Here is an 18,963-nt window from a genome sequence, read left to right on the forward strand (position 1 = left end):
ACTAAATCAAACAGGTCCCCTGCAGTTCAGAGTTCCCCCGCTCCAAGCTCAATTTTCGCTGGTTCTGCCCCGGTTGTATAAGCCGCGGCAGCCCGGTGAAGGGCAGCGGATACGGCCAATATAGCAGGGCGTCGACGGGAGGCTTCCCGGGCTGCGAGAAGAATCTTCCGGTTCTGCATTCCGGAGGTGGGGAACCGGCGAATCGTGGTCGACGCACCGACGAGTGAGAGTCCGGGAAGGACAGCGACGGCCAGTCCGGCCTCGACAAACCGCAAGTGAACTGAAACATCTTCGGAGGAGCAGATAACCTTGGGCTCGAAGCCCGCCTTCCGGCAGTGGTTAGTTAGCCATGCCCGGGAAGCCGAGTCTACGGTCTCCACCGCCCAGCGGGCATCCGCCAGCTGAGCGATCAAATCCTGGCCCGGGTCCAGGCCTCCGGCGATGGCCGCGTCCATGACGAGCCATAGTGAATCGTCCATGATCGTAGTGACCGCGATCCCCGGCAGGGTCGGCAGGGGCAGGCCGGGGAAAGATTCGGCGATAACAAGATCGTATTCGGAGGAGGCCAGAGAAGGCAGGGTGGCCTCCGGTTCACCTTGCTCAAACTCGACGGTCAGCTGCGGGTGCAGGCGGCGCAGTTCCGTCAGGGCGTCGGGAATTATCGTCAGCGCCGCGGACTGGAAGGCTGCGACCTTGACCACGCCCAGCGGCTGGGTCATGGAGGTGGACACGTCCGCCTCTGCCCTTTCGAGTAGGTCCAGGATCTGCTCGGCGTGGGCGACGAGGATCAGCCCCTGCGGGGTCAGCTGCAGACGGCGCCCGGAAGGCTCGACAAGGGGGACGCCAATTTCCTTTTCCAGTAGACGGACCTGCTGCGACACAGCTGACGTACTGTAAGACAACGCGGCGGCCACAGCAGAGAGCGTCTTACGGTGATGCAACTCCAGCAAGACCTTGAGCCGGACTACGTTCAGCACTTCTGTCCTCTCCGCCGCCTTAATTTAGAGACTATGCCCTGGTCACGGAAACTCTACGATAATCTCCACCTCGACTGGTGCATCCAAAGGCAGTTCCGCTACGCCAACGGCCGAGCGGGCGTGCTCGCCGCGGGTCCCGAACAGCGCCAGCAGCAGCTCGCTGGCGCCGTTGACCACGGCGGGCTGGCCGTTGAAGCCTGGGGCAGAGGCGACGAACCCGGTGACTTTGAGAATCCGGGCATGGTCCAGGTCGCCCAGGCCTCCTGCCGCGGCCAGCGCGTTCAGAACGCACGTCCTCGCAAGGTCGGCCGCCGTCTCAACGGAGACTTGCGATCCAACCTTGCCCCCGGTCGCCATCTTCCCCTCGAGGAGGGGGAGCTGTCCCGAAGTGTAGACGATGTTTCCGGCCCGGGCGGCCGGTATGTACGGAGCGGCGGAGGCGGGTACTTCAGGGAGTTCCAACCCGAGTTCGGCGAGTCGTCCCCGGAGTGCTCTATGGGACAGGGAGGTGGTCTGGGCAGTCATTAATATCCTTCGAAGGTGTGGTTAGAGGCAGAAATCGGCGGCAGTGTCGGCAAGGATTTGGCTGACCCTCTTCAATGAAGCAAGGTCGACCCATTCCGTGGCGGCGTGGGCCCCGCCGCCGTCTACGCCGAAGAGGAGCCCGGGAATCCCGGCTTCGAGCATGAGGGCAGCATCGGTCCAGAACGCCTCGCCCCGGAGGGGGGCGGGATGCCCAGTGACGGCCCCCGCAGCGGCGGCTACCGCACGGACAATGGGGGAGTCGGAAGGGACCTCGAATGCTTGGCGTTCCAAGCCCGCGGCCAGTGTGTAACTGAAGTCGGGGTCGGATGCCGCGATGGCATCGAGGATGTGCCGCAACTCAGCCTCTACGGCTGCGGCATTTTCCCCCGGCACCGTGCGTCGTTCGAGCGAGACGGTACAAGCTGCAGGGTAGCTGGAGAGCTCTTCCCCGCCGCGGATGAGCGAGGCATGGATGCTCCCCGTCCCTAGAACCGGGTGAGCGGGTCCCCTAAGCAACGCGTGGCTGAGTTCCTCAAGACCGGTAAGGAATCTTCCGGCCTTTGCAATGGCATCGATTCCCAGATCAGGGCGGGAACCGTGGGCGGCAGTACCTTGGATGGTGACATCGAACCATACGAATCCACGGTGGGCGATGACGATGTCCTCATGCGTGGGTTCGGAGACGATCGCGGCATCGGCCCTGAAATGCCGGAGGACCTCCTCAGTGCCGGCGCTGCCGAATTCCTCATCGGCCACGAGGGCAAGGATGATGTCGCCCGAATGCTGGCGGGTCGCCGCATCTGCGGCGGCGACCATCATCGCTGCAATCCCAGCCTTCATATCGAAAGTCCCGCGGCCATACATGCGTCCGGCCTCCAGCCGGGGCTCAAGTGGATCCCCGTCATAGCCTGCAAGAGTGACGGTGTCGAGGTGGCCGTTGAACATCAGGCTCTTGCCTCCGCCCGTGCCCGCCGCGACGGCAACGATGGAGGGGCGCCCGAACACGGCTTCGAGACGGGTCACGATGAAACCCCGTTTCTCCAGCCAGGTGGCAGTGAAGGCGGCAAGGGCTGTTTCTCCAGCCGCACCGGGAACAAGGTCCGGGTTTACGGAATTGATCCTAACGAGTTGCTGCAGGAGCGCTACCGGGTCCTCCAGCGCGCAGGGCAAGGTTTCGGTCTTCACTTTTTTCGATGCTTCCATGGGGAGTAAACCTTTCATCGGAGCGGATTCGCGGCCAAGCCTTCGGTACTGACCAGGACAATCACAGAAGTTTCGTGGAGGCTCATCTGCTGTCGCCGTTCCGGACTCGCCAAGGCGGATCGCACGCCGGCCAAGGTCGCAGCACCGCATGGGCCGACGTCCTGCCCCAAGCGCCGCAGATCCAGGACTGCTTGGCGACAGTCGGCCTCGGAGACGCTGACAGCGGCATCTATCCCTGCCATGAGCGCCGGCCAACCCAGCTCCGAAGGCGTGCCGCAATTGAGCCCTGACATGATGGACGGGTAAGAGGTATCCACCACTACCGGTTTTCCCGCTTGCAGGGACTGCGCTATGCAAGCGGCCGTATTGGGCTCGGTACTCAGCAGTGCCGGGGCCGCATTTCCGGCGCTTCGGTAGTGCTCCACCAGTGCCTGAGCGAGGGAACCGACACCCACAGGGCAGACGACCAGATCCGGACCGGTCGCGTGTTGCTCTTGGAGTGCGTCGTCGATCTCGCCGAACAATGTGCCGTATCCGTCAACAATCCATTGCGGGACCTCCATATAGCCTTGCCAAGCGGTGTCCTGAATCAGTACATCGAACGCTTCGCCCTCCGTGGATTCGGCCGCTAGGGTGACGACGTTGTCGTAGGTAATGTCGGTTTCAATCAGGGCTGCGCCTTCACTCCGGATGCCATCTATAGCGGACGAGCTGAGTCCAGCCGGAATGTAGATCCGCGCTGACAAACCCAACAAACCTGCCATTCGGGCCACTGCACGGCCGTGGTTGCCATCCGTGGCCGACACGAGCACCGGCAATTCTGCAACCCCCACGCTGGTACGGATGAATTCCTTGAGCCGGGGGACAGTCATGCCATCGGGGTCCAAGTTGTAGCGCTGGCACAATGCCCTGCAAACCGCCCACGACGCCCCAAGAATCTTGAAGGCGGGCAGACCCAACCTGTTGGATTCATCCTTAAGCAGGACGCGGGCCACCCCAAGCTCATTGGCGAGCGAAGGCAGATCAACAAGGGGTGTAGGCGTGTACCCGTGAAGACTGCGGTGAAATGACAAGGCAGATTCAGGCGTTGCCGTTTGCCAGGAGCGGGCGGAGGGATTCGAGTACCAATAGCTGGTCTGCGGAAGAAGCATGCACCCATCCTCCGACAAAGAAATGCAAACTAAAAGTGATGATTTGTGGCCTATTCCCTCCATTTTTTCTTCAAGGTGATTGTCTACCTTTGCTTAAAGTTGATGGCCACATTTGACCGCTTTTTGTTTATTTCTTCCTGAGGGAGACTTGATGCGGTGACGGGCCCCAGGGCGCGGTCAGCTTTCAGATGCTGGGCCGGGCCACGCTAGGTCCGGGCCAGTCCAAAGCCGGGCCTCCAATGACGACACTTGGCCCATACGCCATAACATCTAGGAGCAACCAACGGATGCGAAAAAACCATATCCCCGACCACATAGCGTGGACCGGCGCCCTGCACAACGGGACGCGTCCTGTACCTTCCGAACTTTTCACTCCGCCGAGGCGCGGCTTTCCAGTTTCGGAATTCCAAGAGCGATTGGCGCGCGCGCAGCTGTTGATGACACAGGCCGGCTTGGACGCACTGCTAATCACGACAGAAGCTGAATTCCGCTATTTCACGGGCTTCCTGTCGCAGTTCTGGCAAAGCCCGACTCGCCCGTGGTTCCTTCTGGTACCAGCCAACGGGCGGCCAACAGCAGTGGTTCCGGGAATCGGATACCCCCCGGTGGCGGAGACTTGGATCGATGACGTCCGGTCCTGGACTTCACCGCAGCCCGAGGACGAAGGCGTCTCGTTGCTTGCCGCGACCATGCACGAAATTCTGGGAGATCGCTCCCGGGTGGGCGTGCCGATGGGCCCCGAAACGACGTTGCGCATGCCGCTGGCGGACTACAACCGGCTCTGCGGCATGCTGCAGGGCTTCAGTTTCCACGATGCCACCGACATCGTGAAGTCCCTGCGGATGGTCAAATCAGAGGCGGAAATCGAAAAGATTGCCCACGTCTGCCGCATCGCTTCCGATGTCTTCGACTTGATTCCCGGCATCGCGGCTGCCGGGCAGCCACTCATCGAAACCTTTCGTGCAGTCAAGATTGAGCTGTTGAAGCGGGGCGCGGACGATGTTCCATATCTTGTTGGTGCGGCTGCCCCCGGGGGATACGACAATGTCATCTCCCCTCCGGGAGACCGTCCGTTGACCGAAGGTGACGTGCTGATGATCGACACGGGCACGGTCTACGACGGCTACTTCTGCGATTTTGATCGCAACTATGCAATTGGCTCGGCTGACCGCGCGTCGGCCCATGCATACTCCACACTCTTCGAGGCCACCAATGCTGCCCTGGACATTGCCCGTCCCGGCGTGACGTCTGGCGATCTCTTCCGCGCGATGCAAAACGTCATTGTCGGGAACGGTTACGCCTGTGGAAATGTTGGGCGTCTAGGTCATGGGCTCGGCATGCACCTGACCGAATGGCCTTCGCACACCAATACGGATGAGACGGTCCTCCTTCCTGGCATGGTACTGACTCTTGAACCCTCATTGGACATAAATCCCGGCCAGGGCATGGTACACGAGGAAAACTTCGTGCTTCGCGAAAATGGGCCCCAGCTCTTGAGTCGCCGCGCCCCTGAGCAACTTCCTGAGGTGCATTGAGATAGCCGGATCCTTTTTCGCACCTCTCTTGCCAGCGCAGCGGGACGCCGCGCATCCCTATGGGCAAAGAGGCCCCTTTCAGGATCGCGCCCATAACAGCCACAGTATCCCTTAGCTCCGGCCTACTAGGAGAACTCCATGACCATCCCGCACCGCGCCGGGCTTGAAAACTTTCCACCCTACCGCCAGGGAAAGGCACCCACCGGCATCGACGGCCTGAAGGCTTTCAAACTCTCCTCCAACGAGAATCCATACCCGCCACTGCCGTCCGTAACTGCGGCAGTGATTGATGCCGTGGCAAACATAAATCTCTACCCGGAAATCGCCGCCGAGGATCTCACCCACGCCATCGCCCACCGATGGGCGGTCTCACCGGAGAACATTGCACTCGGCGCCGGATCCGTTGAAGTCGCCAGTCAAATCATCCACGCCATAACAAACCCGGGCGACAAGGTGATGTTCCCCTGGCGATCCTTTGAGGCGTACCCGCTTCTGGCGACCGTGGCCGGCGCGACACCGCAGCCCATTCCGCTGGCAGCCGATGGCAGTCACGATCTGGCCGCAATGGCGGCAGCTGTCACCCGAAAAACCAAAGTCATCTTCATTTGCAACCCGAACAACCCCACCGGCTCAGTACTCAGCGCAACTGCAGTTGAAACCTTCGTCCAGTCCATACCTTCGGATGTCGTTGTCGTGCTTGACGAGGCCTATGTCCACTTCAATTGCGACCCTGCTACGGCCGTGGGCGTCGACATGTTCCGCAAATACCCCAACGTCGCAGTTCTGCACACCTTCTCCAAGGCATACGGGCTCGCCGGGCTGCGCCTTGGCTATGCCATCGCGGCACCGGACCTGATCACCACCCTTCGAAAAGTCGCTGTCCCGTTTGCCGTCACGGCACTGGCCCAACAGGCCGGGGTGGCATCCCTGCAAGCCGAAAACGAGCTTCAGGAGCGGATCGACATCCTCGTCACCGAACGCCGACGCGTGCACGCTGCCTTGCTGGACGCCGGACTACCCGTCCTGCAATCCGAGGCCAACTTCCTGTGGCTCGACAGCCGGGACCGGACCGGCGCCCTGACCGCCCTATTTGAAGAGAACGCCCTGTCTGTGCGCGCCTTTCCAGAAGAAGGCATCCGTATCACTATCGGTACTCCCGAAGCCAATAACAGGATTCTGGACGTAGCCCGACAGGCAGCCGCCGTGCTGGCCCGACAGCCCTGACCTTAAGGAACCCACATGACCGACCACCTGAATGTCTCCGATATCGTCGCCAATGTCTGCGCACAGCATACTGAGGCCGTATTCGGCCTGATGGGCAACGGCAACGCTTTTTTTACCGCCAACCTCACCGCCCGCGGCCTGCCGTATATCAGCGCGAGGCACGAAGCCGGGACGGTAGCGATGGCGGACGCCTACTACCGGGCATCTGGCAAGGTTGCTGTCGCCACAGTTACTTACGGTGCCGGTTTCACCAACTCACTGACTGCCCTTACGGAGGCCGCAAAGGCACGAATCCCGATGGTGGTTGTCGTGGGGGAGGCCCCGACTTCCGGTCCCCGGCCGTGGGACATAGACCAGCTGATGGTCGCCCAAGGCCTCGGAATTTTGACCCTGACGGTCGCAGCAGACAACGCTTTACGTGTTTCTGAAGAGGCATGGTTACTGGCTCGGCGTGAACGGTGCCCCGTGATCCTGTCCATTCCTTATGACATCTCCAGTGAGATCGCCGGGCCACAGGAACCGGCGAGACAGCAGCAACATGCCGCCCGCGCAACAGCCAATCTCGAATTGGTTGAGGACGTCGCGGCACTGCTTAACCGGTCCAAGCGGCCCTTGATCATGGCCGGCAACGGTGCCGTTATATCCGGGGCGGGGGAGGACCTGGTGAAATTGGGTGACAAAATCGGTGCCCTGTTTGCCACCTCCGTTATGGCACGCAACTACCTCAACACCCCGTGGGACCTTGGCATTGCAGGAGGCTTTGCAAGGACAGCTCCGCTGCACATCATGCGCTCAGCTGACCTTGTGCTCGTGGCCGGCGCAAGCCTCAACGCCTTTCAAACGCGCTATGGCTCCCTTTTTGCAGAGGATGCCGAGGTTATTCAGATTGACGAACTCGATGCTCCTACCAATCCTCGGGTTACCTGCTTCATCCAGGCCGACGCTACCTTAGTGGCGAAGTCCCTCACAGCGGCAGTCACCCCCGTCAACGATGGTTGGCGGATTCTGCACCCTGAAGTAGTCACACCCTCCTTCTCACACGAACAGCCTGCGGACGAATTCGCGGGCGACGGACGCCTTAATCCCCGCGCAGTCGCACAACAGCTGGACTCACTTCTGCCCACGGACCGCACCATAGTCCAGGACGGCGGCCACTTCTGCGGCTGGATCCCCATGTACTGCCAAGCACCTGACCCACGGGGCCTAATGATGATCGGCACGGCCTTTCAATCCATCGGTTTGGGTATCCCGGCAGCAGTCGGGGCAGCAGTGGCTCGTCCAGACCGGACTACGGTACTGGTTGCAGGGGACGGCGGGGCCCTGATGGCTCTTGCTGACCTTGAATCAGCTATTCGCGCTATCCCAAGCGGAGTGATGGTCGTTTTCAATGACGCCGCTTACGGAGCCGAAGTCCATCAGTACGCGGCACGCGGGCTCGACGATACTGCCATGCAAATACCAGAAGTGGACTTCAGCGCCATCGGTCTGGCGATGGGCGCTAAAGGTGTGAAAATGCGCTCATTTGCCGACCTCCAAGTGCTGAAACAATGGCTCGCTGCCGGCGCTGAGGGCCTATTCGTGCTTGACGTGGCCATTACACAGAGCGAAGTCGCCGACTACATGCGCGAAAGTATGGCGCCCATCTTGGCCGCACAAGCGTTTGCCGGTCAATGATGACTTTGCCTGTGATGCGACGCAGACGCCTCCAAACGACCCAATCCTTTGCCCTCCGGACGAACCGACCTCAGGCGTCGCGTCCATGAAAACGCCCGAAAGCGAGCACCATGTGAGCGGGATAGACGTTATGCCCCAACAACGAGTAAAGGGCACGACGGGCACTGCAGTGTTTAGCAGTGACAAGAGCCTGCATGAGGTCGGACCCGCCTTGCAGGGTTTTCCGTCTGCCCAGGATGGCTGCGATGACGACTGCCACTACTGCCAGGGGCCGGAAACGGACTGAGAATCGGTCCGCCCCGTCGTCCTGACCGGCGCGACTTTGCGTGTCTCAACGAGGAACAAACCACTATGAAGTCTTACCGATGTGACGTCTGGAGCCGCGTAGTAGGCGCTGATGTCGAAATTCACAAAAACGGCCAAGTTGTCCGTGCGGGAATCGTCGAAACTGTGATGCCGGACGACACCATTCTCTGGATGGCTACCGACCACAACGGAAACCGGGCACTCTTCGAAGCAGCAGAAGGATACGAAGTCTGGGCGGATCCCCACGACCTGCTAGACCAGCTCTACACGTTGATTAGCTCTCAGCAGCTTCCGACCACGCTGGTGTCCGACACCGACCTCTTCAACCCGTGAGACAGAGCGGACTAACAAGAATCTAACCAAAGCACCATACCCACAGAGATGAGAAAGAACAGTGATAGCGAAGTCCTCTTCAGGCCAGACACCCCAACACATCCCGGGAGTCATCTTCTACGACCCGCTATGCGACAGAATTGACGACATCGGAGACGAAGGCTTTGAACCAAAACTCGACTATGTCCCACAGCCCAAGGGTTATGAAAAGTCCGACCGCAGGCAACTGCAGCGCCGCAAAGCGTTAGAAGCCGTTTCGCGCGACTTAGCAATCCTTGCTTCGAGGGAAGGTGTCCGCCTCCGCTGAATTGGCGTCGCACCGTCCCACTTTATGCGCTTGCGGCCTACGCCAGCTTCTGACCTTAGGAAACTCCAGATTCGCCATGGAACGGGAGTTCTCGCAGCTACTTCTACTCCCGTTGTTTAATCGCCGATAATGGAGATTTCGTTTAGCTGATGCGCGACACTACCGAAGACGGCCACGGGATAGTATCCGCGTATGACGACGGATGCCACCGACGACGGCGTTGCACGCATCCTGGCCCGCTCGCAGGTCCTCAAGCTGCGGCCTGGCAGTGTCCCTGCCCGAGGCCTTGTCCGTGAAGACTCGGGCCAGAACCTGGCCTTCGAGCTGGCGTTTTTCGTTCTGATCCAGCGTGCTGACGCGCACGTACCCGATCCGCTGCCCACCCACCTGCGCCTCCCCCTCGTCCTGTCAGGTTGAGTTTTAGGTCTGTTCCAAAAGAAGGTCAAGACTTCCGGACGTCACTCGTCAGGTGGGGATGTACCTCAATTGGTGCAGATTACGGACAGTTGCAGCAAGGTTGAGCGAACTGTTGTAGCTGGCAAGATTCAGGCTGCAGTGGAAGCTGCGTGAGTATATTCCTCAGGCTGAGCTCCGTAGCCAGGTTGTCCAAGGGTGTTTGTTTCAGCGCGGGTTACCTTGTAGTGGAATCCAACGCGTTCTTCGTCGGCCCAGGCCTGGTAGAAGTCGGCTTTCTCGAAGAGTCGTCGGCCCTCGACTGTTGAGTGGATCCACAAGACCCGTCCATCGTCGGTGACGTCATCCACGATTCCGCTGCAGATTATGCTGCCCCGTTGCCGGATTTCAACGCTGGCACCGCTGAGGGTGCACCAGTCATCAATGCGCCGATGTGTCATGTCAGTACTCCGATTCCCAAGGTTTGCCCACCGTGAAGCCTTCTTGGAAGTGGTCGGATGGGTCGAGGACTAGTTGGTTTGGTGAGGTGATCCAGGCGCGGCCGGAATGGCTGGGATGACCGCGTCGTACGGGCCGAGCCCTGTTGTGCATTCAACGTGGGCATCAAACTGGCTCTTCACAGTTCATGGTGAACGTTCTGCCGTGAGGGATGTTCATGCCGCGGTGCTGGCGGCACTGCGCAACAGGATACGCGTTTTGTATTTACGTGCGTTGGTGAATCCCCGGCCTGTCCTTTTTGTGTGCTTGATCGCGGTGTTGTTGGCTTCCACTTTCGCGGTTGTTGCACCGGTGACGATGAGGACTTCGATCTCTTCCACCATCGACTGACCGCGGCCGTAAGCACTTTAGCCAGTTCGGGCCGGACCGGGTACCACCACCCACTGTCGGGGCGGTGCTCGCCGGTGCGGACGGCGGTTTTCTCCGCGGAATAGGGGGCGAGATCCTCGGGGCGTCGGCGTTTCATCGGAACTCCTGAAGGCGCGTCTATTGGCTGCAGTGTTCCCACCGTATTCGCGCAGCCCCCGTCGGCACAGCTGTACATCTGTCGAAAGGACGCTTGCTTCTGCGCCAAATGTAGTGGCTCTACTCGTCCCGGAACTACTACCTTTGGTGGCAAGCCGCTCGCGGCATCCCATCGTCATTTACTGAAAGCGAGAAGAAGCGTGTCCGTAAACCAGGAACTGCCCGTGCTGTCCCACTGGATCGGCGGAGCCAAATCCCTCTCATCGGGAGATCGCACCGCTCCCGTCTTCGACCCGGCCCGCGGCCTTGAGACTAAGCGCGTCGCGCTGGCCAACGCCTCGGACATCGAAGCTGCGATTTCCTCGGCGCAGAAGGCTTTCCCGGCCTGGCGTGATCTGTCCATCACCAAACGCCAGCAGATCCTTTTCCGCTTCCGCGAGCTCTTGAATGAACGCAAGGGCGAACTTGCGCAGATCATCACCGCCGAGCACGGCAAGGTCGTTTCTGACGCTCTGGGTGAAATTACCCGTGGCCAGGAAGTCGTCGAACTCGCAACCGGTTTCCCGCACCTGATCAAGGGTGAGCACTCAGAAAACGTCTCCAGCGGTGTGGACGTCTACTCCACCAAGTCACCGCTTGGCGTCGTGGGCATCATCAGCCCGTTCAACTTCCCGGCCATGGTGCCGCTGTGGTTCCTCCCGATCGCCATCGCCGCCGGCAACACGGTGGTCCTGAAGCCGAGCGAGAAGGACCCGACGGCGGCCAACTGGCTCGCTGAGCTGTTCACCGAGGCGGGCCTGCCTGACGGTGTGTTCAACGTGCTCCACGGCGACAAGGAAGCCGTGGACGGGCTCCTGGAGCACCCGGACGTCAAAGCCATCTCCTTCGTTGGTTCCACCCCGATCGCCCAGTACATCTACGAGACAGCAGCCAGGAACGGAAAGCGCGTCCAGGCACTGGGAGGGGCCAAGAACCACATGCTGGTCCTGCCCGACGCGGATCTTGAGCTCACTGCCGACGCCGCCATCAACGCCGGCTTCGGTTCCGCCGGCGAACGCTGCATGGCCATCAGCGTGGTGGTCGCCGTGGAGCCCGTCGCCGACGAACTGATCGAGAAGATCACCTCCCGGATGGCAACGCTGCGGGTCGGCGACGGTCGCCGCAACTGTGACATGGGACCGCTGGTCACCCGCGAGCACCGCGACAAAGTGGCGGCCTACATCGATGTCGCACTGGAAGACGGTGCCCAGGTCGTGGTGGACGGCCGCGGCATCAACGTCGACGGTGACGAGAACGGCTTCTGGCTGGGCCCGACGCTGATCGATGACGTCCCCGTCACCTCACGCGTCTACAAGGAGGAAATCTTCGGCCCGATGCTGTCCGTGGTCCGCGTCCGCAGCTACGAGGAGGGCCTGAACCTGATCAACTCCGGCGCCTATGGCAACGGCACCGCAATCTTCACCAACGACGGCGGCGCCGCCCGCCGCTTCCAGAACGAGGTGGAGGTGGGCATGGTGGGCATCAACGTCCCCATCCCCGTACCCGTGGCCTATTATTCCTTCGGCGGGTTCAAGGACTCGATCTTCGGCAGCTCCAAGGCGTATGGCCTGCAGGGCTTCCAGTTCTTCACCCGCGAGAAGGCCATCACCTCACGCTGGCTGGACCCCAGCCACGGCGGCATCAACCTCGGCTTCCCCCAGAACTGATAGAGCGTGGGGGAAAACCCTGCAGGATGTGAGAGTGCGTTGGGATAGGGCTGCCCCTTCCCAACGTTCTCTCACTTAACGTCGCTTTTCCCCAACCCTCTCGCAGATCCTGCGTGCTTTTTGCTAACGCTCCTCCAGGAACTGCACCGCGGCGAAGAGTTCCAGGCGGTCGCTCATGCCGTCCAGGTTCAGGCCAAGGATCCTGCCGGCGGCGTCTATCCTGTTGCGCAGGGTATGCCGGTGGACGCCCAGGCGCCGTGCGGTCTTGTCCCAAACGCAGTTGTTGGCGAACCATTCGCGGACAGTCTCCAGCAGTTCAGTCTGCTCGGCGGCGTCGTGCGCAATCAGTGGCTGCAGGAGCCTCCGGGCCACCGGCCCTGCCTTCTCTTCGCGCAGCAAACCCAGCATCCCGCCGTCGGACAGTTCAGGGAATGCGACGACGGCGCGGCCCAACTCCGCGGCACGGAGCACCGCCCGCGTCGCCTCCTCGAGGGCATCCGCCAGGCCACTCATGGCGGTTTCCGCCGAGACACCGCACACTGCACCGTGGCGCTTGAGCAGTTCCAGGACCTTGTCCTGGTGGGCCTGTGCCGTGAGGACTACCAGCAGTTCACCGCGCACAGCGTAGAAGACCGCACCGCGGTAATCATCGGACAGGAGCTCCAGGGCTTCGAGCAGGTTCGGCGCAGGACTCTCCTGACGTGTTGCCGTCACCAGCAGAGGCTCCCGCGGCAGCTGGCCCCATACTTGCCTCGCCGTCCGAATGGCGACGTCGGTGCTGCCTGCCAGCAGCTGCTCAAAAACGCCGGCGCGGAGGTGCCTGCGGGCAGTATCGAGGGTGCGTGCCTGCTCCAAGGCAAGGCTGGCCAGGCCAATCACGCTGTTGACGATGTCCGCCCTCGCGGGATCCAGGGGTTCGATGGCGCCCAAAACCAGGGCTCCCCGAAGACTGCCCTTACGTCCGAGGGTTTGGAGGGTCACCGACTGGCCCTCGATCTCCAGGTGTGAGGCCGAACGCGTGCCAAGGTCCAGTGCATCCCGTACGCGCTGGCTAACGTGGGCGGCGATGTTTGCTGGAACGGGGCGGTTCCGCGGCATCCGGACATAGTTCCCTGCCGCGTCATACAGGGCCACCCAGCTGTGCAGTTGCCGTTCAAGTTCGCCCAGGATGGACGTCAGGCCGTCGGGCCGGAGCGCTGCACGGGAAATGGCGCGTTGCGCCTGCAGCGACCACTCCGCCCGGGCGTGCTCTTCCCGCGCGAGGTAGTCCGCCACCCTGCGGATAATGGCGATGAACGGCGTGCGGTCCGGAACCTCCAACAAGGGCAGGCCCTGATTCCGGCACGCCTCCTCGAGTCCCGGCGGCAACGTCCCGTGGATGACCTGAGTCGCGAAGCCAAGGCCCACGATGCCGTGATCCACCAACCGGCGCACATACTCCTCGTACCCTTGGCCGTTCGGCACCTCCTGCGGCCCGCCCTCGGGCGCCCGTTCCGCCGTCGTCGTTCCGGCCCCATCACCACCCACAACGGCCACGGGGAACTGCGTGCCATCCGTGAGCAGCAGCTGGCCCGGGTCCAGGAACGGGGTAGGGTCCTCAAGGTCAGAGCTGTGCACCCAGCTGACCGGTTCTTCGAGCCGTTGGGCGCCAAGGTCGGGCACAACGAGCCGAAGCTTCAGCGACCGGCTGCGGAGGAGGATGTTCAGGCTGGGTGGCATCGGGAACCCCAAGATGTGAAAACGTCGAACAGGACTGGACTGATTGTACAAACGTATACGGCGATTCGACCCCCTTGGACCGGATGATGAAGGAACTTCCCAATCCATCCACCGAGAGGAACCGTCATGGTCGCCAGCCCGGCAATCCTGGACTCAGCAATCGATAACGCAGGCCTCAGCAACGCCGACGTCGTTGCCCTCGACCGGGCGAACGTCTTCCATTCCTGGTCTGCGCAGAAGTCCCTCAACCCCCTGGCGATCGCCGGCGGCTCCGGCAGCACCGTCTGGGACCACGACGGCAACACCTTCCTGGACTTCTCCAGCCAGTTGGTCAACACCAACATCGGCCACCAGCACCCGAAAGTCATCGCCGCCATCGCCCAGCAGGCAACAAGCCTGGCAACCGTGGCTCCGGCACACGCCAACCACGTGCGGGCGACGGCAGCAGCCAAGATCCTGTCCCACGCGCCCGCCAACATGGACAAGGTGTTCTTCACCAACGGCGGCGCAGACGCCAATGAGAATGCCATTCGGATGGCACGCCTGCACACCGGCCGCGACAAAGTCATCTCCCGCTATCGCTCCTATCACGGCAATACCGGCGCCGCGATTGCAGCGACGGGGGACTGGCGCCGCATCCCCAACGAATACTCCCGCGGCCACATCCACGTCTTCGGCCCGTACCTCTACCGCTCAGAGTTCTGGGCGGAGACGCCTAAGCAGGAAACCGAACGGGCACTGCACCACCTGCGCCGCGTGATCCAGGCCGAAGGACCCCAGTCGGTCGCAGCTGTCCTCCTCGAAACCGTCCCTGGCACCGCTGGCATCCTGGTCCCCACGCCCGGCTACCTCGAAGGCGTGCGGGCGCTGTGTGACGAGTACGGGATCATGATGATCCTCGACGAGGTCATGGCCGGCTTTGGCCGCACCGGAGACTGGTTCGCCTTCGACGCCTTTGACGTGACCCCGGACCTGATCACCTTCGCCAAAGGCGTCAACTCGGGCTACGTCCCGGTGGGTGGCGTCATCATCTCCGGCGACATTGCAGCCACCTTCGACGAACGCGTCTTCCCGGGCGGCTTGACCTATTCAGGACACCCAATCGCGGCAGCTTCCATCGTCGCCTCCATCGAGGCGTTCGAGGAAGAGGACATAGTGGGCAACGCCGCACGAATTGGCCGGGGCCACCTGGAGCCGGGCCTGAACGCACTTGCTGAAAAGCACAGCGTCATTGGCGAGGTCCGGGGACGGGGTGTCTTCTGGGCGCTGGAGCTCGTACAGGACCGGACCACCCGCACCCCTGTCGCCGCCGAATACATGGGACGGCTGAAAGCGGAACTGTTTGGCCGTGGACTGCTGCCGTTCATCGCTGAAAACCGCGTCCACGTCGTACCGCCGGCCGTCGTCACCGCCGAAGAAGTGGCCCAGGCACTGACGATCTACGATCAGGCACTTACCGCCGCCAGCGCTTGAGCGCCCCGCACAAGTTGAACTCGTAAATCCGCCGCCGGGCGGGTGTCGCGGCAATTCACTTGCCCACCAGGTGCCGGACGGGCGATGCACAAATTGCGCCGAAAGTGCAGCATGATGCACTTCATGGATGCGAGTACGACTGCTCTTGCGGCGATCGGTGGCCGGTGCGGCAGGAACGACAGTCGCGACGCTTGACGCTCGACCAGCTTGCAGATGCCGCAGGGGTGAGCCGCCGCATGCTGATCAATGTCGAACAGGGTGCGGCGAACCCCAGTGCGGGTAGTTGCTGCGGCTGAGCGATGAGGGGTATCGGGCTGCCTGCGTTGGTCGAAATGCCCCGCCCCAGTCCTGTGACGTCACCCGACGCGGTGAAGGTGCTGCCCTTTGGAGTTCCGATACCGGTGGCCGCGGCCTGCTTGTCGCCGGGACTAAACCACCCAACGTGGTCGAGCTGTGGGACTGGACGATGGGCGCCGGGGATAGTCGCGAGAGCGAGGCACATCCAGCGGGGACCAAGGAGCTGCTGCAGGTCCAGGACGGATCTGTCTCCATTGTGGTTGGCGGTGAGACGTTCGTCCTCGATACCGGAGACGCTGTCTCATTACCCGGCGACGTGAACACGCGTACGGCTCCGTGGGCAAGAAACCGGCTCGGTTCTCCTTGGCAGTTTTTGAACCGGGCGTCGGTTCAGGACACAGGGCAGAGGCGACCGATGCGTGACTTTGACGCGCTTCAGGAGTTCTTGGGCGACGCGTGGGTTGACACCGCTGTCTTCGCACTTCGGCCGGACTACCAGCGCTGTTCATCCTCGACGCACTCCAAGCCCATTCCAAGAAGGAAACTGACATGCGCGCACCAAGAAGAATCTATAGGGCCTTTAGGCGCTTCATCCCTTCCGCCCTCACGGGTTCTCGTGCACCGATGGCGGATCCTGGAACAGGGTTCATCTTTTTCAGCTTCCTGCAAATCAGGACGACGTTCACTTGTCCCGATGCTCACGGGTGAGCCCGAAGGGCACGGCATCACTAAGGGCACCGTGAAGGAATCCCATGGTGGGTTTCCTTTCGGGGGTGGGTTGTTGGTTCAGGCGTCGATCGGCTGTCGTGCGCGGGAGCGCGCGCCGGCTGGTGGCGGGTTTCCTGCCTGGCTTTTGAAGGAGCGCAGGCGGAGGCTGTTGGTCACGACGAAGACGCTGGAGAAGGCCATCGCGGCTCCGGCGAGCATCGGGTTGAGCAAGCCGAGAGCGGCCAACGGGATCGCGGCCACGTTGTAGGCGAAAGCCCAGAACAGGTTGGTCTTGATCGTGCCGAGGGTTTTGCGGGAGAGCCGGATCGCATCGGCGGCCGCGCGCAGGTCACCACGGACCAGGGTGAGGTCCGCGGCCTCGATGGCCACGTCGGTGCCGGTACCCATGGCCAGGCCCAGGTCGGCCTGGGCCAGGGCCGCAGCGTCGTTGACGCCGTCCCCGACCATGGCCACGACTTTGCCTTGCTTCTGCAGGTCCTTGACAACACGGAGCTTGTCCTGCGGCATGACTTCGGCGATGACCTGGTCGATCCCTACCTGGGCGGCGACCTGTTCGGCGACGATCTGGTGATCACCGGTCAGCAGTATCGGAGTCAGGCCCAGGGCGCGGAACTGTGCGACGGCTTCGGCGCTGGTTTCCTTGATCGCGTCAGCGACGGTGAGCACTCCGCGGACCTGTCCGTCCCAGGCTACGACCACGGCGGTCTCCCGGGCGGATTCGGCCTGCACTTTGGCACGGGCGAGGTCTGGGGGCATGGTCAGGGACCAGTCCTTGAGCATGGATTCTCGTCCAACGATGACCAAGTGCCCATCGACCACGCCCTGCACGCCGCGTCCTTCGATGTTCTTGAAGGACTCCGGGACGGGCAGGTCGCCCACGCGTTGGGTGGCGCCGCGGGCGATGGCCTGGGCGATGGGGTGCTCGGAAGCGTCCTCGAGTGCTCCGGCGACGCGGAGGAGTTCGTTCGTGTCGACGCCCGGTGCGGTGTGCACGCCCTGGAGGGTCATCTTGCCGGTGGTTATGGTTCCGGTCTTGTCCAGCAGGATGGTGTCGACCTTGCGGGTGGATTCGAGCACTTCCGGGCCCTTGATCAGGATGCCCAGCTGGGCCCCTCGGCCGGTGCCCACCAGCAGGGCGGTGGGGGTGGCCAGGCCCAGGGCGCAGGGGCAGGCGATGATCAGGACGGCCACGGCGGCGGTGAATGCCGCTGTGATGGGGAATCCCGCGCCGAGCCATGCGGCAAGTGTGGCAGTTGCGATGGCGATCACGATGGGTACGAACACTCCGGAGATCCGGTCGGCCAGCCGCTGGACTTCGGCCTTGCCGGACTGGGCGTTCTCCACGAGCTGGGCCATCTGCGCCAGCTGGGTATCTGAACCGACCCGGGTGGCTCGGATGAGCAGGCGGCCGCCGGAGTTGACGGCGGCCCCCGTCACCGTGTCCCCTGCACCGACTTCCACCGGCACGGGCTCGCCCGTGAGCATGGATTCATCAACGGCGCTGCGGCCGCTGACAACGACGCCGTCGGTGGCGATTTTCTCGCCGGGACGGACGATGAACTCATCACCGACCGACAGCTGGTCGGTGGGGATGCGGATCTCGGCGCCGTCGCGCAGCACGGCCACGTCCTTGGCGCCCAGTTCCAGCAGGGCGCGCAGGGCAGCCCCTGCATGACGCTTGGAGCGCTTTTCAAAGTAGCGTCCAGCCAGGATGAACAGGATCACCCCCGCGGCGACCTCCAGGTAGATGTTGCCCGCGCCGTCGGTGGGAGCCACGGTCAGTTCGAAGGGGTGTGTCATGCCCGGTGTCCCGGCGGTGCCGAGAAACAGTGCGTAGAGCGACCAGAAGAATGCCGCGGTGGTGCCCATGGAGATCAGGGTGTCCATGGTCGCGGTGCCGTGGCGAAGGTTGGTGTAAGCGGCTTTGTGGAACGGCCATCCGGCCCAGAGGATCACCGGCGCGGCCATCGCCAGGGATAGCCACTGCCAGTAGTTGAACTGCAGGGCCGGGATCATCGCCATCGCGATGACCGGTATCGTGAGCACGGCGCTGCCGATCAGACGGTGCTTCAGGGACAGCAGTTCCGTGTCAGGAAGGTCCTCCGTGTCCCCCTGTCGCTGGTCCTTCTGCGCAATGGGCAGGGCTGCGGTGTAACCGGTCTTCTCCACCTCAGCGACCAGGGCCTGAGGATCATATCCGGCAGGGGCGGTGATACGTGCCTTCTCGGTAGCGTAGTTCACCGAAGCGATGACGCCATCGAGCTTATTGAGCTTGCGTTCGATCCGGTTGGCGCACGAAGCGCAGGTCATCCCGCCGATCTCAAGTTCGATGTCGATGCCCGGCGCCTGCTGAAAGGCCGCGGTTTCAGACATTGGATACTTCTTTCTCCCGGTGCGGGGCCCGGCGTGTCACGCCGGGTCCCCTCG

At 62.3% G+C, this 18,963-nt stretch carries 15 protein-coding genes and 1 pseudogene; 7 read left to right on the forward strand and 9 right to left on the reverse strand.

Going from position 1 to position 18,963, the window contains the following annotated elements; genetic code table 11:
* Positions 1 to 26: 26 nt before the first annotated feature.
* The 4 genes from QF038_RS09500 to QF038_RS09515 are packed head-to-tail and all read right to left on the reverse strand — an operon-like array spanning position 27 to position 3,856.
* On the reverse strand, positions 27 to 977 hold the full coding sequence (locus QF038_RS09500; protein WP_307609917.1) for a LysR substrate-binding domain-containing protein: 951 nt from the start codon (positions 975 to 977) through the stop codon (positions 27 to 29).
* Positions 978 to 1,019: 42 nt separating this feature from the next.
* Entirely contained in the window at positions 1,020 to 1,502 is a 483-nt protein-coding gene (locus tag QF038_RS09505) for a RidA family protein (RefSeq protein WP_307609918.1), read from the reverse strand.
* Between the two features lie 21 nt (positions 1,503 to 1,523).
* Positions 1,524 to 2,705, reverse strand: coding sequence for an ArgE/DapE family deacylase (locus tag QF038_RS09510; RefSeq protein ID WP_307609919.1), 1,182 nt, complete (start codon positions 2,703 to 2,705; stop codon positions 1,524 to 1,526).
* A gap of 14 nt (positions 2,706 to 2,719) precedes the next feature.
* Positions 2,720 to 3,856 (reverse strand): diaminopropionate ammonia-lyase, encoded by a 1,137-nt coding sequence (locus QF038_RS09515; protein ID WP_307609920.1) that lies wholly within the window; start codon positions 3,854 to 3,856, stop codon positions 2,720 to 2,722.
* 287 nt (positions 3,857 to 4,143) lie between these two features.
* Between QF038_RS09515 and QF038_RS09520 the strand changes: the two genes are divergently transcribed.
* The 4 genes from QF038_RS09520 (at position 4,144) to QF038_RS09535 (ending at position 8,928) form a co-directional block, all read left to right on the forward strand.
* Complete coding sequence (locus QF038_RS09520) at positions 4,144 to 5,391, forward strand: Xaa-Pro peptidase family protein (RefSeq protein ID WP_307609921.1); 1,248 nt, start codon at positions 4,144 to 4,146, stop codon at positions 5,389 to 5,391.
* A gap of 138 nt (positions 5,392 to 5,529) precedes the next feature.
* Positions 5,530 to 6,615: a histidinol-phosphate transaminase gene (hisC, locus tag QF038_RS09525; protein ID WP_307609922.1), complete on the forward strand. Its 1,086-nt coding sequence runs from the start codon at positions 5,530 to 5,532 to the stop codon at positions 6,613 to 6,615.
* Between the two features lie 15 nt (positions 6,616 to 6,630).
* Positions 6,631 to 8,289 carry a thiamine pyrophosphate-binding protein gene (locus tag QF038_RS09530; protein WP_307609923.1) on the forward strand — a complete coding sequence of 553 codons (1,659 nt, stop codon included), beginning with the start codon at positions 6,631 to 6,633 and terminating at the stop codon, positions 8,287 to 8,289.
* A gap of 351 nt (positions 8,290 to 8,640) precedes the next feature.
* Positions 8,641 to 8,928, forward strand: coding sequence for a hypothetical protein (locus tag QF038_RS09535; protein WP_307609924.1), 288 nt, complete (start codon positions 8,641 to 8,643; stop codon positions 8,926 to 8,928).
* A 550-nt stretch (positions 8,929 to 9,478) separates the two neighbouring features.
* Here the strand turns inward: QF038_RS09535 and QF038_RS09540 are convergent.
* From QF038_RS09540 to QF038_RS09550, 3 genes and pseudogenes are all read right to left on the reverse strand, one after another.
* Positions 9,479 to 9,622 (reverse strand): annotated as a pseudogene (locus tag QF038_RS09540) (recombinase family protein); the annotation flags it as partial.
* A 158-nt stretch (positions 9,623 to 9,780) separates the two neighbouring features.
* A complete protein-coding gene (locus tag QF038_RS09545) occupies positions 9,781 to 10,089 on the reverse strand; it encodes a hypothetical protein (protein WP_307609925.1) in 309 nt (102 codons plus the stop codon).
* 213 nt (positions 10,090 to 10,302) lie between these two features.
* Positions 10,303 to 10,470 (reverse strand): transposase, encoded by a 168-nt coding sequence (locus QF038_RS09550; RefSeq protein WP_307609926.1) that lies wholly within the window; start codon positions 10,468 to 10,470, stop codon positions 10,303 to 10,305.
* Positions 10,471 to 10,812: 342 nt separating this feature from the next.
* Between QF038_RS09550 and QF038_RS09555 the strand changes: the two genes are divergently transcribed.
* Complete coding sequence (locus QF038_RS09555; RefSeq protein WP_307609927.1) at positions 10,813 to 12,318, forward strand: CoA-acylating methylmalonate-semialdehyde dehydrogenase; 1,506 nt, start codon at positions 10,813 to 10,815, stop codon at positions 12,316 to 12,318.
* Between the two features lie 123 nt (positions 12,319 to 12,441).
* Here QF038_RS09555 and QF038_RS09560 read toward each other — a convergent pair whose 3' ends face one another.
* Positions 12,442 to 14,037, reverse strand: coding sequence for a PucR family transcriptional regulator (locus QF038_RS09560; RefSeq protein WP_307609928.1), 1,596 nt, complete (start codon positions 14,035 to 14,037; stop codon positions 12,442 to 12,444).
* Positions 14,038 to 14,163: 126 nt separating this feature from the next.
* On the opposite strand from QF038_RS09560, the gene QF038_RS09565 reads away from it, so the two are divergent.
* Complete coding sequence (locus QF038_RS09565) at positions 14,164 to 15,510, forward strand: aspartate aminotransferase family protein (RefSeq protein WP_307609929.1); 1,347 nt, start codon at positions 14,164 to 14,166, stop codon at positions 15,508 to 15,510.
* A gap of 164 nt (positions 15,511 to 15,674) precedes the next feature.
* A complete protein-coding gene (locus QF038_RS09570; RefSeq protein WP_307613439.1) occupies positions 15,675 to 15,806 on the forward strand; it encodes a helix-turn-helix transcriptional regulator in 132 nt (43 codons plus the stop codon).
* Between the two features lie 787 nt (positions 15,807 to 16,593).
* On the opposite strand, the gene QF038_RS09575 is transcribed toward QF038_RS09570, so the two are convergent.
* Positions 16,594 to 18,909 (reverse strand): cation-translocating P-type ATPase, encoded by a 2,316-nt coding sequence (locus QF038_RS09575; RefSeq protein WP_307609930.1) that lies wholly within the window; start codon positions 18,907 to 18,909, stop codon positions 16,594 to 16,596.
* Positions 18,910 to 18,963: the final 54 nt, after the last annotated feature.

This window comes from Pseudarthrobacter sp. W1I19, assembly GCF_030817835.1.
Classification (GTDB): domain Bacteria; phylum Actinomycetota; class Actinomycetes; order Actinomycetales; family Micrococcaceae; genus Arthrobacter.

Bases quoted from the DNA above. Each gene is read 5' to 3' on its own strand.
- QF038_RS09545 (WP_307609925.1), bottom strand. From the start codon at position 10,089: ATGACACATCGGCGCATTGATGACTGGTGCACCCTCAGCGGTGCCAGC.
- QF038_RS09550 (WP_307609926.1), bottom strand. From the start codon at position 10,470: ATGGTGGAAGAGATCGAAGTCCTCATCGTCACCGGTGCAACAACCGCG.
- QF038_RS09575 (WP_307609930.1), bottom strand. From the start codon at position 18,909: ATGTCTGAAACCGCGGCCTTTCAGCAGGCGCCGGGCATCGACATCGAA.
- hisC (WP_307609922.1), top strand. From the start codon at position 5,530: ATGACCATCCCGCACCGCGCCGGGCTTGAAAACTTTCCACCCTACCGC.
- QF038_RS09560 (WP_307609928.1), bottom strand. From the start codon at position 14,037: ATGCCACCCAGCCTGAACATCCTCCTCCGCAGCCGGTCGCTGAAGCTT.
- QF038_RS09565 (WP_307609929.1), top strand. From the start codon at position 14,164: ATGGTCGCCAGCCCGGCAATCCTGGACTCAGCAATCGATAACGCAGGC.
- QF038_RS09505 (WP_307609918.1), bottom strand. From the start codon at position 1,502: ATGACTGCCCAGACCACCTCCCTGTCCCATAGAGCACTCCGGGGACGA.
- QF038_RS09535 (WP_307609924.1), top strand. From the start codon at position 8,641: ATGAAGTCTTACCGATGTGACGTCTGGAGCCGCGTAGTAGGCGCTGAT.
- QF038_RS09520 (WP_307609921.1), top strand. From the start codon at position 4,144: ATGCGAAAAAACCATATCCCCGACCACATAGCGTGGACCGGCGCCCTG.
- QF038_RS09530 (WP_307609923.1), top strand. From the start codon at position 6,631: ATGACCGACCACCTGAATGTCTCCGATATCGTCGCCAATGTCTGCGCA.
- QF038_RS09510 (WP_307609919.1), bottom strand. From the start codon at position 2,705: ATGGAAGCATCGAAAAAAGTGAAGACCGAAACCTTGCCCTGCGCGCTG.
- QF038_RS09515 (WP_307609920.1), bottom strand. From the start codon at position 3,856: ATGCTTCTTCCGCAGACCAGCTATTGGTACTCGAATCCCTCCGCCCGC.